Source organism: Erwinia billingiae Eb661 (assembly GCF_000196615.1).
Classification (GTDB): Bacteria; Pseudomonadota; Gammaproteobacteria; order Enterobacterales; family Enterobacteriaceae; genus Erwinia; species Erwinia billingiae.
In genome coordinates, this window is the sequence record NC_014306.1 from 3,277,558 (window position 1) to 3,292,544 (window position 14,987).

A 14,987-nucleotide genomic window follows, 5' to 3' on the forward strand; every position below is an offset into this window, starting at 1 on the left:
TATTCTCAACTATCGGCTTAATGCGTTGACCCATTTCTGGGCAGCGTTTTCGAGTATTCCGTACACGGCTTCAAAGGCTTCGCGGCTTTTCTTATAGGGATCCGCTATTTCCTGTTGGTTAAGCCAGTGGCCAAATAACATGGTCTTGCCACGTACGGAAGGGTTGATGCGGTTGACCAAATCGACATGTTTCTTTTCCATCACCAGGATCAGATCGTAATCCCGGCACATGCCTGAGGTCAGCTGTTGGGCGACGTGCCCATCCAGTGAGACCCCATGTTGATCGGCCACGCTGCTTGCTGTCCCATCGGCTGCCTCGCCCACCATGGCACCGAGCCCGGCTGAAGCGATTTTTTTATCTGGCAATGCCGATTTGAGTAACCGCTCCCCGGTGGGAGAGCGGCAGATGTTTCCGACACAGACCACTAAGATTGAATTAATCATAATGTTCCCCGGTCATTACCAGTTGTGAATCGTCTGGACGTTACGTGTTGCGTCGTAGAGGCCACTGATGGTTGGGACCAGCTGCGAAATCACGCGGTTCCAACGTGCCAGAGGCGTTGCCGTAACGTAAACGATGTCGTAAGGCTGCAGTTGGAACTCAGAGCCCATGACCATCGCCGAAGCGTCTTTGGTATTCAGCTGATAGATATTCGCAATCTTCTTACGATTGTTGCCTTTGATAGGGCGGATTACGAATACGCCGGTGGCATCGGCCACGGTCTGATCCATCCCCTGAGCAGTGCCCAGCGCTTCCGCCAGCGTCATGCCGCTGCGGTCCATTTTCAGGGTGGCAGGCTGTTTCACTTCGCCCATTACAAAGACTTTCAGATCGTCGTTGCGTGGAACGTAGAGAATGTCGCCCGGATAGAGCAGATGGTTCTGGGACAGGTCGCCATTTTGCATCAGCGCCTGCAGTGAGATAGGCATCTCTCGACCGTTGTGCGTCAGCACAACGTTACGCCAGTCGGCCGTAGCAGTCAGACCGCCTGCGGCGTTAATGGCATCAAGGATAGTTAACGGTACGTTAGTGATTGGCTGCTGACCGGAGGTGGTCACTTCGCCCGTCACGTAGGCTTTTTGCGATTTAAATGACGCTACGCTGACATCGACCTGCGGGCTTTCGATGTACTGCGCCAGACGACGAGAAATCTCATCACGCACTTCCTGCACCGTGCGGGTGGCAACGCGAACGCGGCCAATGTACGGATAGAAGATGGTGCCGTCTGAATGTACCCAGTTACCGGTATCGCTCGCGCTGCGGTACTGGCCAGCTGGCGTAGTCAGTTCAGGGTGGTCCCACACGGTGACGGTCAATACATCGCCCACACCAATGCGGTATTCATAGTTCTGCAATTCGTTCTGCAGGCTTGGGTTAGGCTGCGCAACGACAGGCGTTGGTCGCATTTGCTCAACCAGACCTGGGGTCATAGGAAAGACGTTGACGTATTTATCAATATCGAAGTCACTATCCTGCTGCTTAATGACATCTTTTCCGCTGGTGGAAAGGTTACTACCCGGAGCGATGGTACATCCGGAAAGGAGTGCTGCCGATACCATCAGGGGTATCAATTTCGTTTTGATTGTGATCATCTGGTTCTTCGCTATCAGTAAATTGATTGATAGTGGCGAGTCCGCCGCTGTGTAGCGTCATGCAAAATGAATAAGGTGAAGCAACTGTTCAAGCACTGTAACTGTCAGTCATTATCTTTAACTCCCTATCCTTTTTTATGTCTTGCCGGATTGATTAAAGCCGACGCTTAACATTCATCAAAAAAAAGTTTGTTTAGCTCGCAAGTCAATGACAGTTAGCAGTCAAAAGACACTCTTTAATACCGGGACGAGCCGACAACGCCCGCCCCGTTTTGACGGGACAACGCCCCTGTCAATAAGCCCCATCACGTTTCAAAACCACACCAACCGTTTTGAAAAGAATGGCGATATCGTTCCACAGTGACCAGTTTTTTACGTACCAGGAGTCAAAGTAAACACGAGTTTCGTAATCAACATCATTACGGCCACTCACCTGCCACAAGCCGGTCATGCCAGGTTTCGCCATAAAGTAGTAATCCACATCACCCGCGTAACGCTCCAGCTCATCTTCAATGACCGGACGCGGACCCACCAGACTCATTTCACCGCGAACCACATTCCACAACTGCGGCAGTTCATCCAGGCTGGTTTTACGAATAAAGTGACCAATACGCGTAATACGCGGGTCGTTTTTCAGTTTGAAGTCTTTATCCCACTCGGCCCGGGCAATCGGGTCGGTGCGCAGCACTTCCTCCAGCACTTCTTTGGAGTTAACGCACATTGAGCGGAACTTAAGGCATTTGAATTTACGGCCGTTCATACCTACACGTTCGTGACCATAAATCGGGTTGCCGCCATCGCGCGCTACCATAAAGATCAGTACCGCCAGCGCAGGCATTAACATGGTGATGATGCCCAGCGCACCGATAATGTCGAACGCGCGTTTCACGATGCGTGAGGTGCGCTTAGCCAGGTTATTACTGACGCGCAGGATCATCACTTCGTGGCTGAAGATATATGCCATATCCGTGCCATATAGCGGAACGCCGCGTAATGAAGGTATCACGGATACGGAACGGCAGTTATGTTTCGCCAGATTTTTCAGCCACAAATCGCGGAACTGACTCTGCTCATATTCAACGGCCACGATAAACTGCGTGTCGCCGTTCACCAGCTGCCACAGCGCATTCTCTTCGCGGACGACAGGAATACCAAATAAGGCTGGGGCTGGCGTACCGCCATCTACATCGTAGAAGGCCACAACATCGAAACCCATCACCTCTTCGCTTTGCAGAGCCAGGTAGGCTTCTTCGGCGTTTTTGCCGCTACCGATAATAATCGTTTGTCTTTTCCACAGACCGTAGTGGTTAAGAATACGCTTCACGATGGCGCGGCCAATTGGAATTAAGATTAACGCCAGAATCCAGGTTGTGACCCAAATCCAACGGGACATTTCCCATTTGGATAATGCGGTAATCGACAGGTCGATCACCGAGAAAATCAGAATAGTTCTGAATATTTCTTTTAACTCAAACCAGAATGGCTTGCGATAAGTATAGTGGCGCTGGCGAACCCAGAACCAAAAGATACAGACCACAGAGAGAATAATGTGTGTCGCTATTTTTAACTGCAGCGCTTGTAGAGAAATATCGCTCAGAAGATTTCCGGGCAATGCATTAATCAACAAGATTGCAATAAACAAAGAGGCATTAAAAAAGACTAAATCTGAAAGTGCCAGTGATAGTTTAATTAACAACCCTTTAAAGGTGAACTCTATATCGCGCATAGTTAACTCTTAATTTTTTCTTCGGAAGCCTGTGATTTATTAATTTCCACCACTGAAAATAATTGCGTGTTTTTTACTCACGTCATTTATTACACAGGAAACGTATTTGGGAGTCGTGTTAAAGGTCATCGTAACTGGCAGAGCGACAAGAGAATTGACATGTAAAATCAACAACAACGGTAGTGACACCCCAGCTTGCCCGCCCATTCCTGGTCTGGCACGCTACCGCCCCTGGCTTGTAGCTGCCAATGCGCTGTAACGCTGCTTTACCTTGTTGTTTTTATCCTGTCCTCTCCGGGCTCAGGCTAACGTGTTTGCCGTCTTAACGTGTTGCTGTTCACATAAAAAGAGATTAAGACGCCGTTACTGCGCAAATTGCGTCATTAACGCAGACATTTACTAACACGTTGCTATACTAGTTATTACTGGCCTGTTTACAAGAGGCTGTCCCTGCCCGCACTGTCTTTTAGGATTAAGACTACCTTTCGTTCCAGTCTATACCTTGCATACACTCTCCCCCTTCTGGATAAAATTCAGATTAATTCGATCTCTTAAGATTAATCCTGAACGGATTGCGTCAGCCGAGAAGTATCACCGAATTTCCGCTCACAACCTATGCGAATAGTCTTGAAAACTCCGGCAGCAAAATACTCCGGATTTATCTTAGTAAATTCATTTGATGATTATCCCGCCAGTGACGATAAACTGAGCTTTCACTTCAGCTGACTCTTCCGATTATTTGTTGAATCGCTGCCGATTCACTATCATCATCTCAACTGTTTCAATCTTTGCAGGTGTGTGCGTAATGTTCGAATGGATCGCCGATCCCTCTATCTGGGCTGGCCTGGTCACCCTTATCGTTTTAGAACTGGTCCTGGGGATTGATAATCTTGTCTTTATCGCCATCCTGGCGGAAAAACTCCCCCCTGCCCTGCGCGACAGAGCCCGTGTAACCGGCCTGCTGCTGGCATTAGTGATGCGGTTGCTGCTGCTGGCATCTATCTCCTGGATCTCCTCCCTTATTACGCCGCTTTTCACACTGATCGGGCACCCTTTCAGTGCACGTGACCTGATCATGCTGATTGGCGGGATCTTCTTACTGTTCAAAGCCACCATGGAATTGAACGAGCGGCTGGAAGGCAAGGATGAGGATGAAAACCCACAAAAGCGTGGTGCTAAATTTTGGCCGGTTGTCGCGCAAATAGTGGTCCTGGATGCGGTGTTTTCACTGGACTCGGTGATCACCGCCGTTGGCATGGTTGATCACCTCGCGGTGATGATGGCCGCGGTGATTGTAGCCATCTTCCTGATGCTTCTGGCCAGCAAACCATTAACAAGATTTGTTAATGGACACCCGACGATCGTCATCCTCTGTCTTAGCTTCCTGCTAATGATTGGTTTCAGCCTGGTCGCCGACGGTTTTGGCTATGAAATTCCAAAAGGCTACCTTTATGCCGCGATTGGCTTCTCAATCATCATCGAAGCGCTGAATCAGCTGGCGCAATTTAACCGTCGCCGCTTCCTTTCATCGACCTCGCCATTAAGGAAGAGAACCGCAGAAGCGGTGCTGCGTTTATTACGCGGTAATCATGAACCGGCCGAACTGGACTCGCAGACCTCGGCACTGGTGGCCGACAATATTGAAAGCCAGGCGATTTTCAATAAGCAGGAGCGGATGATGATTGCGCGGGTGCTCGGCATGGGCCAGCGCACGGTCAGCAGCATTATGACCTCGCGCCATGATGTTGAGCATGTGGACCTCAGCGAGTCGCCTGAGAAAATCATGTCACTGCTCGACCTGAATCAACATACGCGCATCGTGGTGACCGATAACAGTGACGATCCGCTTGGCGTGGTGCACGTTATCGACCTGCTGAAACAATCCCTGCACGGGGACAGTCTGGATATCAGGGCGTTGATCCGCCAGCCCCTGGTGTTCCCCGAACAGCTCACCTTACTGCCCGCGCTGGAGCAATTTCGCTCCGCACGGACGCATTTCGCCTTTGTGGTGGATGAGTTTGGCTCGGTGGAAGGGGTCGTGACATTAAGTGACGTGATGGAAACCATCGCCGGCAACCTGCCTAATGAAGGTGAAGCGATCGATCCGCGCTACGACATTCAGCAAAATACCGACGGCAGCTGGACGGCTAATGGCCATATGCCGCTGGACGACCTGGTGATGTATCTGGAGTTACCGCTGAATGAGAAGCGGGAATATCACACGCTGGCAGGGTTACTGATGGAGCATATGCAGCGGGTGCCGCAGCAAGGGGAAGAGATTCAGGTGGGGGATTTCCTGTTCCGTACGTTGCAGGTAGACAGCCACCGCGTCCAGAAAGTGCAAATCATTCCGTTGGCGGTGACTGAAGAGCCGGATTACGAAGTCTGAGCAACTTCCCGGCTCCTGCTACATGTCTTTAAGCAGTTTCTCTACTGAGCTGTTTTTATCGCTGCTCTTGTTACGGTCCGACCACTGCTGTAGCCGTTTTTTGGCTTCATCCTGCAACTGCTGACGCAGCACCTGGTCGACCTGTAATGAGTAGTTCAGCCCAGACCACGGCCCGTAGATGCGCAATGGCACCGGCGTCGACTGCAGACGTTTCACCAGCTCATCGTCGCCCTGCCAGCCATTCGTCACCGTTACACCAAAGGTCATGTCCGCCTGCTGGCTCGCCAGGTTGACCTGCCCTTTGCCGCTGTAATCCAGCATCGAGGAGTGTCCCTGCAATCCAGGGAAGGTCAGTAAGCCGTTATTGAGCGAGGCGTTACCTTTAATCTGCTGCAGATTGTTTTCCTTCGCCGCATCGGCCGGCCCACGAACCCGATTACTGTTTCTTTCTACCGCGCGCTGGATCATCTGCTGGAAGTTAAGCCCGGCCATCTGGGCATTATCCAGCGTCAGCTCAGCGTTACCCTGCCAGGCCTGCTTAAAGGAAGGCACCGTCAGGCCAGAGCCGCTGAAGTTTCCGGCCAGCGACAGATCGCCGCTAAGGGAAGCTGGCAAAGCAAAGGCTTTCAGCAACGGTGCCACGGCAATGTTTTTTAACGTCGGCTGCAACTTAACCATCGTCTCAGCCGTGCGCACATCAATACTGCCTGGCAGAGAGAAGTCCCCGCTGCCGGCTTTACCGCTTAAGGTCGCCAGATTCAGCAAGCCACCTTTACTCGACGCACGCAGCTTAACCTGGTCGAAATCCATGCCCCGCCAGCGCATTTTATCGACCGTCAGCGCAACGTTGCCGTCCATCGCATTGAGCGGCGAATTAGCATTATCATGCTCAACCGGGCGGGAAATGACCGGGCCAGGGCCCGAACGTTGCGCCTGGACCGTCTGACCACCGTCGGCACTGTCCGGCTCCAGACCCAATAAGGAGTCCATATTGAGCAACGGTGAATGCAGGTCGACATTCAGCTGCGGACGGGCGCCGAGCATGCCGCTGGCGCTGCCATCAAGCTGGCTGTCATTGGCGGTCAGTGAGAGATTTTTCAGGCTAAAGGCCTGATTGTCTCCTGCCCACTCGGCCTGCATTTTCATCTGCCCTTTCAGCCCGTCTTTCGGCAGGTCGGCACCGGTCATCTGGTAATCCAGCTGATTGATGGCGGCGGTGAGATGCTGAGGATAGCGGCTGACGTCCAGATCGCTGTTGAGGTTGAGCAGCAGTTCGCGCTGATCGCGATTGATACGGCTGCTCAGCTCAATGTGCGCCTGACGCTTACTGTCCTGGGATAGCTGAAGGTTGAGATCACGAAGATTGAGCTGCTCGCCGTTATCCTGTTGCCAGATCAGCAAACTGTCGGCAATGCGCAGTTCGGCAATATCAAACTTCCAGCCATGGGTCACACCTTCGTCCGGGTTGTTCCCCGCCGGGCCGACGGGCGCATTAGCCGGACGTTGCGCTTCGCTGTCCGGGGTGAGATTGAATACCGCCCCTTTCAGCATCACCTGCTTCACCGACAGCTGGTGAGAAATAAGCGGAAGAAGACTGACATCAAGACGCATATTGCTGGCGCTGACCACCGGCTGTTTGGCACCCGGCGCGGTCAGCGTCATCTGACCGGAAAGAATGCTCAGCTGCGGCCAGACATGCCAGCGCAGATCGCCATTGAGCGCTAAACGGTAGCCGCTGCGCTGCTCAACCTGCTGAGCCATGTAACCGCGAAAATCGTTGGGATTAACCAATAACACCAGCGCAGTCATTCCGGCCACAATTACCACCAGCAAAATAGCCAGCGTGGTAATAAATCGTCTCATGCCTTCCCCTTATTCCCGTCACGGTTACCCAGTGGCAAGACGCTGACGGGCCAGATTGTTCTAATCTTTGTCGATCCTGCTGGCATCCGCGCCCTGCTGCCCTTTGTATTTGGCATCGGTGCGGCGGTTATACGGCCGCGCAGCCGGGCCGGACAGCGGTTCAAAACTCAGTGCGCCGATCAGCATACCCGGACGCAGTGCCAGAGGCAGCTTACCTGAATTATAGAACTCCAGCACAATTCGGCCCTGCCAGCCGGGATCGATGCGGTGAGCCGTGACGTGAACCATCAGCCCAAGACGCGCCAGAGAAGAGCGTCCGTCCAGCCAGCCTACCAGATTATCTGGCAGCGTGACCGACTCCAGCGTCACGGCCAGCGCCAGTTCGCCCGGATGCAGGAAGAACGCCTCGCCTTCCGGCAGGACAATCTCGTCACTCATCACCCGATCCAGCGCCGCACTGACTTCATCCTTTGGACCACTGAGATCGATAAAGGCCGCGGTGTGCCCGCGGAAGGTTCTGAACTGATTCCCCAGACGCACATCAACGGTCGCACCGTTAATGCGTTTGACCGGTGGACGTGGGGTGATCTCCAGCTGGCCATTGTCCAGCCAGGCTTCAATATCGCGGTCGCATAATCTCATGGATAAAATTCCCTGTCGGCTATTCGAAGAATTGATTGATCTTGGCCTTCAGAATATCGATGGCGATGCGGTTTTTTCCGCCGCGAGGCACGATAATGTCAGCATACTGTTTGGAAGGTTCGATGAACTGCAGGAACATCGGACGAACGGTTTTCTGATATTGCGCCATGACCGAATCCATCGAGCGGCCACGTTCATTCACATCGCGCTTCATACGCCGCATCAGGCAGATATCCAGCGGCGTATCGACGAAGATAGAGAAGTTCATCTCCTGGCGCAGACGGGCGTCGGTCAGCAGCAGGATCCCTTCCAGGATGATGACTTTTTTTGGCTTCAGCTGAACAGTCTGTGCAGTACGGGTATGATCAACATAGCTGTATACTGGCAGGTCTATCGCTTCACCGGCTTTCAGCTTCTGCAGATGTTGCAGCAGCAGACTATGATCCATCGCGCTGGGGTGATCGTAGTTGGTTTTGACCCGCTCATCCATGGTCAGATGGCTTTGGTCTTTGTAATACGCATCCTCGGGGATAACGCCAATATTTTCATCACCCACACGTTCGCGCACTTCGCGATACAGTGTGCTGGCGATAAGACTTTTTCCCGAGGCAGATGCGCCGGCGATACCTACGATGACGCACTGGTGCGACTTGTCAGTCATAAAATTAAAGACCTGATTACTGGTTGTCTGAGACAAAGGAGAGGACGATTTCGCGCGTAATTATAAGGATTTCGGGGGTTTGATGCCAGAGAAAAGCGCGGAAATGCTTTTAGGACTTTCCCGTTAGCCGTGCCTGGCAATGCCCGTTAAACTGGTAACAATGAGACCAAGCTCACATTTTAAGCCGGGCAGCTTTCGCCAGGCGTGAAATGCATAATCAATAAGTTATCTGTATACCGTCCCTGCTCACGCTGGCCCGGCTCGGTAACACAGTAAGAAGGAAACACGGTGTCCTGGCATATTTTGCATATTTTGACTTATTTCGGCGACAGCATGCTGTTGATCCCCACGGCGGTCATTATGGCCATTCTTATTACCTGGAAAAACAGCGACCGTCGCGCCGTCTGGTATTGGGCGCTGGCTTTTTGCGCCGCGGGTGCCATCGTCAGCCTGTCTAAAATCGCCTTCCTCGGATACGGCATTGGCAGCGCACGCTTTAATTTCACCGGCTTCAGCGGCCACAGCGCCATGTCCGCCACCCTGTGGCCGGTCATGCTGTGGTTACTCAGCGGCCGTCTTAAGCCGGCCTGGCGCACCTGCGCGGTGATGGTGGGTTACCTGATCCCGCTGATGGTCGGCGCCTCCCGTCTGGTGCTGAACTATCATTCCACCAGCGAAGTGGTTGCCGGTCTGATCCTCGGCTTTACCTTGAGCACCGCGTTCCTGGTCAGCCAGCGTCGTTCGGAGCTGCAGGGATTTTCCGCCACCCAGCTGTGCATCGCGCTGTTGTTGCCACTGCTGCTGATGAGTCACGGCCGCCTGGCGACCACCCAGCAATTCCTGCAGCGCTTTTCGGTGCAGCTTTCCGGTATCGACCATGCCTGGACCCGCGCTGAGTTGCTCAAACTCCGTCAGTAATCCCACCATTAAGCGGAATCGGGCGAAAAAATGCAGGTCAATCGCCCGAATACCGCTATCTTTTGAATTACCGCAAGCATTCATAAACGGTTATGTTAGCATCGCTGATGTAACGTAGATTGCGCCTTCGGTTGATCTAAACCTCCGGCGCCACGCTGGATTTTTGAATGACGACTGACACCCTTTTTTCCGTAAAGCGCATCACCCTCCGCTGGCCTCAGACCTTCATGCTGGGCGGGCTGAGTTTTGCGTTAACGCTGTTCTGCTTAGAGCTGATTAAAGTCAGTGGCCAGATTTCCCCGCTGTGGTTCTCCACGGCCCTGATGACCATGGTGATCTTTCGCCTGCCTCTTACCTCCCTGCCGCTGGCCTTACTGAGCTGTTTTATCGGCGTTGCCCTTGCCAACTCGCTGGTGATCGGTCCTGGGATCGCCAACGTCAAGTATCCGCTGATCAACCTGACCCAGGCGATAATTGGCGGATCGTTACTGCGGGTGATGCTCGATCGCCAGTCGCCGCTTGGCTCACTGATGAGCTGGAGCAAAATGATGGTGACGGTGGGTATGTTTACCCCGCTGGTGGGCGGCCTGTTGGCGGCCTGGGTGCTCAGCAGCTCCGGGCACAGCAGCTTCCGCTTCTTCTCGACCTGGGTGGTGTCGGAAATGATTGGCATGCTGGCACTGGGCCCGGTTTGCCTGCTGTGGAATAACGATTATTTCCAACGCGCCCGTCATCAGAATGTGCTGTTTGAAACGCTGCTGACCCTTCTGGTAACGCTGGTGCTCTGTTACTGCTCGCTGCGCTATCTGCCGTGGCCGTTCACCTTTGTGATTGTGGTGCTGTTCTACAGCGCCGTGCGCCTGCCCCGCTTCGAGGCCTTTGTGGTGTTCCTGGCCACGCTGTCGATGATGACGGTCATGCTGGCGTTGGGGTTACTGGATATTCAGCTCAACAGCCGCTGGCCGCTGGCCAGTTCCGTCTGGCTGCCGTTCTTAATGGCGTTGATCCCAAGCCATATGATGGCGCTGGTCATGCACTCCTTCCGTGAAGAAAAAAAGCATATCTCGGAGAGCGAAACGCGTTTTCGCCATGCGATGGAATTCTCTGCCATTGGTATGGCGCTGGTCTCGCCGGAAGGTAAATGGCTGAAGGTCAATAAATCCCTTTGCAAGCTGCTGGATTACCAGGAAAAAGAGCTGAAGAAGATGGATTTCCAGCAGATCACCCACCCGGAAGATCTTGACGCGGACCTGCTTCAGCTTAACGCGCTGCTGCTGGGCGACATTGAAACCTACAGTATGGAAAAGCGCTATCTGCGTAAGGATCAGCAGATTCTGTGGGCGCGGCTCACCGTGTCGCTGGTGCGGGACAGCGAGCAGCTGCCGCTCTATTTTATCTCGCAGATTGAAGACATCACCGACCTGAAAACCACCGAAGAGGTCAACCGCCGCCTGATGCAGCGCATTACGCTGGCGAATGAAGCGGGCGGCATTGGCGTGTGGGAATGGAGCCTGGTGACCGGCAAAATGAGCTGGGACAAACGTATGTTCCGCATTTATGACCTGCCGGAAAATGGCCAGGCGACCTATCTCACCTGGGCTAACAGCCTGCTGCCCGCCGATCGGCAGCCGGCGATTGATGCCTTCGATACGGCGGTAAAAACCTCCTCACCGATTGATATTGAATTCCGTATTGAAACCGATAACGGCCTTCGTTACATCCGCAGCCAGGCCAATATGGTGCTGGATGAGAAAGGCGATGTGGAACGTATGCTGGGAATTAACCAGGATATCACCGCTATCCGCCAGCTGACCGATGCGCTCTACCAGGAAAAAGAGCGCATGCACATTACGCTGGATGCGATCGGTGAAGGGGTGATCAGTACCGATGAAGAGATGCGGGTCATCTTTATGAACCCGGTCGCTGAAAGCATGACCGGCTGGGCGCAGGAACATGCCGTCGGCAAGCCGCTCAACGATATTCTGCGCATCACCCAGGGCCACAAAGGCCCACAGCTGGAAAGTCTGCTGCTGTGTGAACTGCCGCAAACCAAATCTACGCCGGATTTAGATCAGGAACTGGTGCTGCATAACAGCGCGGGCCGTCAGTACGATATCCACTACAGCATCATGCCGTTGAAAACGCTGGAAGGTGACAACATCGGCAGCGTGATGGTGATACGCGATGTCAGCACCTCGCGCGAAATGATGCGTCGTCTGACCTACAGCGCTTCCCACGATGTGCTGACCAGCCTGCCCAACCGCGTCAGCTTTGAGCAGAGGCTCGACAGCCTGTTGCTCTCACCAAGCCTGTTGCAAAAAGATCATGCGCTGGTGTTTGTCGACCTGGACCGCTTCAAAGCGGTCAATGATACCTCCGGTCATGCCGCCGGCGATGCCTTGCTGCGTGAAATTTCTGGCGTGATGCAGCGCCATCTGCGCAGCAATGATTTCCTCGCCCGCCTGGGCGGTGATGAGTTTGGCATTCTGTTGCTGGATTGCCCGCAGGATAAGGCGCAGGAAGTGATTGCCCGCATCGTCAACGCGGTGAACGACTATCACTTCTTGTGGGAAGGCCGTCTGCACCGCGTCGGTGCCAGCGCCGGGATCACCTTACTCAATAAGGAAAACCATACGGTCAGCGACGTATTGGCTCAGGCCGATCTGGCCTGCTACAGCGCCAAGCACAACGGGCGTGGCCAGCTGGCGGTGTACGATCCGGAACGCCTGCGCACCCTCAATCCCTGGCAGCTCAATCACCACGAAGATCAGGCCTAGTGCCGCCACTTTGCGATAAATTGCGCATGGGTTCTTGCTCTCCATGCGGGCCTGGGCTAAAGTCGCCCCCTTTTTTCCAGCTGAGGGGGATAAATGTTTATTGGCTTTGATTACGGGACAGCAAATTGCTCGGTCGCCATTATGAAAGACGGCGTGCCTGCACTGCTGCCGCTGGAGCAAGGTTCTACCTTATTGCCCTCCATGCTTTGTGCTCCGACCCGCGATGCGGTCAGTGAGTGGTTATTCCGCCATCATCAGGTGCCGACACCTGAAGCCGATAACCAGGCCATTTTACGCCGTGCGCTGGCCTTTAACCGCGAAGAAGATATTGAGGTCACCCCCAACAGCGTCCAGTTTGGACTGGCGTCGCTGGCGCAATATATGGCCGATCCGGAAGATGTCTGGTTCGTTAAGTCGCCGAAATCCTTCCTCGGTGCCAACGGGCTAAAGCCGCAGCAGGTGGCGTTCTTCGAGGATTTGGTGTGCGCCATGATGCTGCACATCCGTCAGAAGGCGGAACAGAATCTGAATCAAAGCATCACCCAGGCAGTGATTGGTCGTCCGATCAACTTCCAGGGCCTGGGCGGGGATGAAGCCAACCGTCAGGCGCAGGGTATTCTGGCGCGTGCCGCCAGCCGTGCCGGTTTTAAAGACGTTGAATTCCAGTTTGAGCCGGTTGCCGCAGGCCTGGAGTTTGAAGCGACGCTGAAACAGGAAACGCGGGTGCTGGTGGTCGATATCGGCGGCGGGACCACTGACTGCTCGATGCTGCTGATGGGCCCGGAATGGCATGACAAATCCGATCGCAGTGCCAGCCTGTTAGGGCACAGCGGTTGCCGCGTAGGCGGGAACGATCTGGATATCATGCTGGCCTTTAAGGAGCTGATGCCCCTGCTGGGATTAGGCGGCGCGACGGAAAAAGGCACTGCCCTTCCTGCTCTGCCGTGGTGGAACGCCGTGGCGATCAATGATGTTCCTGCCCAAAGCGATTTCTACGCCACCGCCAGCAAAAAGCTGCTGCTGGATTTGATCCGCGATACGCGTGAGCCAGAGAAAGTGAAGCGTCTGCTTAAAGTCTGGCAGCAGCGTCTGGGCTATCGCCTGGTGCGCGCGGCTGAGGAGAGCAAAATTGCGCTGTCTGAGCAAGCCAACGTCACCACGCAACTGGCCTTTATTGAGCAGTCGCTGGAGACGGCGATAAGTGTTCAGGGGCTGGAAGCGGCGATTGCGCAGCCGCTGGAGCGGATTCAGGAACAGGTGAAAATGGCGCTGGATGCCAGCGGCACCCGTCCTGATGTGATCTATCTGACCGGCGGTAGCGCCCGTTCACCGGTGCTGCGTCAGGCACTGCAACAGCAGCTGCCGGACATTCCGCTGGCGAGCGGCGATGACTTTGGTTCCGTCACCGCCGGTCTGGCCCGTTGGGCACAGGTGATGTTCCGCTAAGCTCAGTAGCTGCTGGCTTCTGACAGTTCACGGATGTCGTCGTCGCTCAGTTTGAGCGCGGCGGCTTTCGTTAACTCATCAAGCTGAGTCAGTGAAGTGACGCTGACGATTGGGGCGGTGATACTCGGGCGGGCAATCTGCCAGGCAAGAGCCACCTGCGTCGGGGTTGAACCGGTGGATTCCGCCACCTGATCCAGCGCCTTAATAATGCGTAAGCCGCGCTCGTTCAGATATTTCTCGACCACACCTGCACCACGCTGACTTTTACTGGCATCTTCCGGCTTACGGTATTTCCCGCTGAGGAAACCACTGGCCAGCGAATAATAATTGATCACCGCCAGGCCATTATCTTTGGCAACCTGCTCAAGACCACTTTCATAGCCTTCACGGTCATAAAGATTGTATTCAGGCTGCAAGGTTTCATAGCGCGCGAAGCCATTATCCTCACTGACCTTCAGCGCTTCGCTCAGGCGTTCTGCCGAATAGTTGGAGGCACCAATCGCCCGCACTTTGCCTTCTTTAATTAAGGCATCAAAGGTCGCCAGCGTTTCCTGCAGCGGCGTATCGCTGTCGTCGCTGTGTGCCTGATACAGGTCGATGCTGTCGGTTTGCAAGCGACGCAACGAGTCTTCAATCGCCTGGCGAATGTATTTCGGTGACAGCCCGGTTTTCCCAGGCCCCATCTCAATCCCAACTTTGGTCGCCAGCACAATTTTGTCGCGTTTGCCGCTCTGCTTCAGCCAGTTACCAATAATGGTTTCAGATTCGCCGCCTTCATTACCCGGCGCCCAACGGGAATACACATCAGCGGTGTCAATGAAATACAGCCCTTTTTCTACCAGCGCATCCAGCAGGGAGAAAGACGTTTTTTGATCGACAGTCCAGCCAAATACGTTGCCACCAAAGGTTAAGGTAGGAACCTGAATGCCGGTGCGGCCCAGTGAACGGTGCTCTGATTGACTCATCATTACT

11 protein-coding genes are annotated in these 14,987 nt (G+C 54.0%); 4 read left to right on the plus strand and 7 right to left on the minus strand.

What is annotated here, in order from left to right:
* Positions 1–9 precede the first annotated feature (9 nt).
* The 3 genes from EBC_RS16440 to wbaP form a co-directional block, all read right to left on the minus strand.
* Positions 10–444, minus strand: coding sequence for an arsenate reductase/protein-tyrosine-phosphatase family protein (locus EBC_RS16440; protein WP_013202958.1), 435 nt, complete (start codon positions 442–444; stop codon positions 10–12).
* Positions 445–459: 15 nt separating this feature from the next.
* Positions 460–1,593 (minus strand): polysaccharide export protein, encoded by a 1,134-nt coding sequence (locus EBC_RS16445; RefSeq protein ID WP_041692064.1) that lies wholly within the window; start codon positions 1,591–1,593, stop codon positions 460–462.
* Positions 1,594–1,885: 292 nt separating this feature from the next.
* Positions 1,886–3,319 carry an undecaprenyl-phosphate galactose phosphotransferase WbaP gene (wbaP, locus tag EBC_RS16450; protein WP_013202960.1) on the minus strand — a complete coding sequence of 478 codons (1,434 nt, stop codon included), beginning with the start codon at positions 3,317–3,319 and terminating at the stop codon, positions 1,886–1,888.
* Positions 3,320–4,124: 805 nt separating this feature from the next.
* Here wbaP and EBC_RS16455 point away from each other — a divergent pair.
* Entirely contained in the window at positions 4,125–5,708 is a 1,584-nt protein-coding gene (locus tag EBC_RS16455) for a TerC family protein (RefSeq protein ID WP_013202961.1), read from the plus strand.
* Positions 5,709–5,726: 18 nt separating this feature from the next.
* Here the strand turns inward: EBC_RS16455 and asmA are convergent, their stop codons facing one another.
* The 3 genes from asmA to udk are packed head-to-tail and all read right to left on the minus strand — an operon-like array spanning position 5,727 to position 8,874.
* The gene (gene asmA / locus EBC_RS16460) at positions 5,727–7,571 is read right to left on the minus strand and encodes an outer membrane assembly protein AsmA (RefSeq protein WP_013202962.1); all 1,845 of its coding nucleotides are present in this window, start codon (positions 7,569–7,571) and stop codon (positions 5,727–5,729) included.
* 60 nt (positions 7,572–7,631) lie between these two features.
* Positions 7,632–8,213, minus strand: a complete 582-nt coding sequence (gene dcd, locus EBC_RS16465) for a dCTP deaminase (protein WP_013202963.1) — start codon at positions 8,211–8,213, stop codon at positions 7,632–7,634.
* Positions 8,214–8,232: 19 nt separating this feature from the next.
* Positions 8,233–8,874 (minus strand): uridine kinase, encoded by a 642-nt coding sequence (gene udk, locus EBC_RS16470; RefSeq protein ID WP_013202964.1) that lies wholly within the window; start codon positions 8,872–8,874, stop codon positions 8,233–8,235.
* Positions 8,875–9,162: 288 nt separating this feature from the next.
* Here udk and EBC_RS16475 point away from each other — a divergent pair, with 288 nt between their 5' ends.
* The 3 genes from EBC_RS16475 (at position 9,163) to yegD (ending at position 14,015) form a co-directional block, all read left to right on the plus strand.
* Positions 9,163–9,792 carry a phosphatase PAP2 family protein gene (locus EBC_RS16475; RefSeq protein WP_013202965.1) on the plus strand — a complete coding sequence of 210 codons (630 nt, stop codon included), beginning with the start codon at positions 9,163–9,165 and terminating at the stop codon, positions 9,790–9,792.
* A gap of 167 nt (positions 9,793–9,959) precedes the next feature.
* Positions 9,960–12,569, plus strand: coding sequence for a diguanylate cyclase (locus EBC_RS16480; RefSeq protein ID WP_013202966.1), 2,610 nt, complete (start codon positions 9,960–9,962; stop codon positions 12,567–12,569).
* Between the two features lie 93 nt (positions 12,570–12,662).
* On the plus strand, positions 12,663–14,015 hold the full coding sequence (gene yegD, locus EBC_RS16485) for a molecular chaperone (protein ID WP_013202967.1): 1,353 nt from the start codon (positions 12,663–12,665) through the stop codon (positions 14,013–14,015).
* 2 nt (positions 14,016–14,017) lie between these two features.
* On the opposite strand, the gene EBC_RS16490 is transcribed toward yegD, so the two are convergent.
* Positions 14,018–14,980: an aldo/keto reductase gene (locus EBC_RS16490; protein WP_041692065.1), complete on the minus strand. Its 963-nt coding sequence runs from the start codon at positions 14,978–14,980 to the stop codon at positions 14,018–14,020.
* Positions 14,981–14,987: the final 7 nt, after the last annotated feature.

Coding starts and splice junctions, on each gene's coding strand:
- EBC_RS16455 (WP_013202961.1), top strand. CDS start 4,125: ATGTTCGAATGGATCGCCGATCCCTCTATCTGGGCTGGCCTGGTCACC.
- asmA (WP_013202962.1), bottom strand. CDS start 7,571: ATGAGACGATTTATTACCACGCTGGCTATTTTGCTGGTGGTAATTGTG.
- EBC_RS16440 (WP_013202958.1), bottom strand. CDS start 444: ATGATTAATTCAATCTTAGTGGTCTGTGTCGGAAACATCTGCCGCTCT.
- wbaP (WP_013202960.1), bottom strand. CDS start 3,319: ATGCGCGATATAGAGTTCACCTTTAAAGGGTTGTTAATTAAACTATCA.
- dcd (WP_013202963.1), bottom strand. CDS start 8,213: ATGAGATTATGCGACCGCGATATTGAAGCCTGGCTGGACAATGGCCAG.
- EBC_RS16445 (WP_041692064.1), bottom strand. CDS start 1,593: ATGATCACAATCAAAACGAAATTGATACCCCTGATGGTATCGGCAGCA.
- udk (WP_013202964.1), bottom strand. CDS start 8,874: ATGACTGACAAGTCGCACCAGTGCGTCATCGTAGGTATCGCCGGCGCA.
- EBC_RS16490 (WP_041692065.1), bottom strand. CDS start 14,980: ATGAGTCAATCAGAGCACCGTTCACTGGGCCGCACCGGCATTCAGGTT.
- yegD (WP_013202967.1), top strand. CDS start 12,663: ATGTTTATTGGCTTTGATTACGGGACAGCAAATTGCTCGGTCGCCATT.
- EBC_RS16480 (WP_013202966.1), top strand. CDS start 9,960: ATGACGACTGACACCCTTTTTTCCGTAAAGCGCATCACCCTCCGCTGG.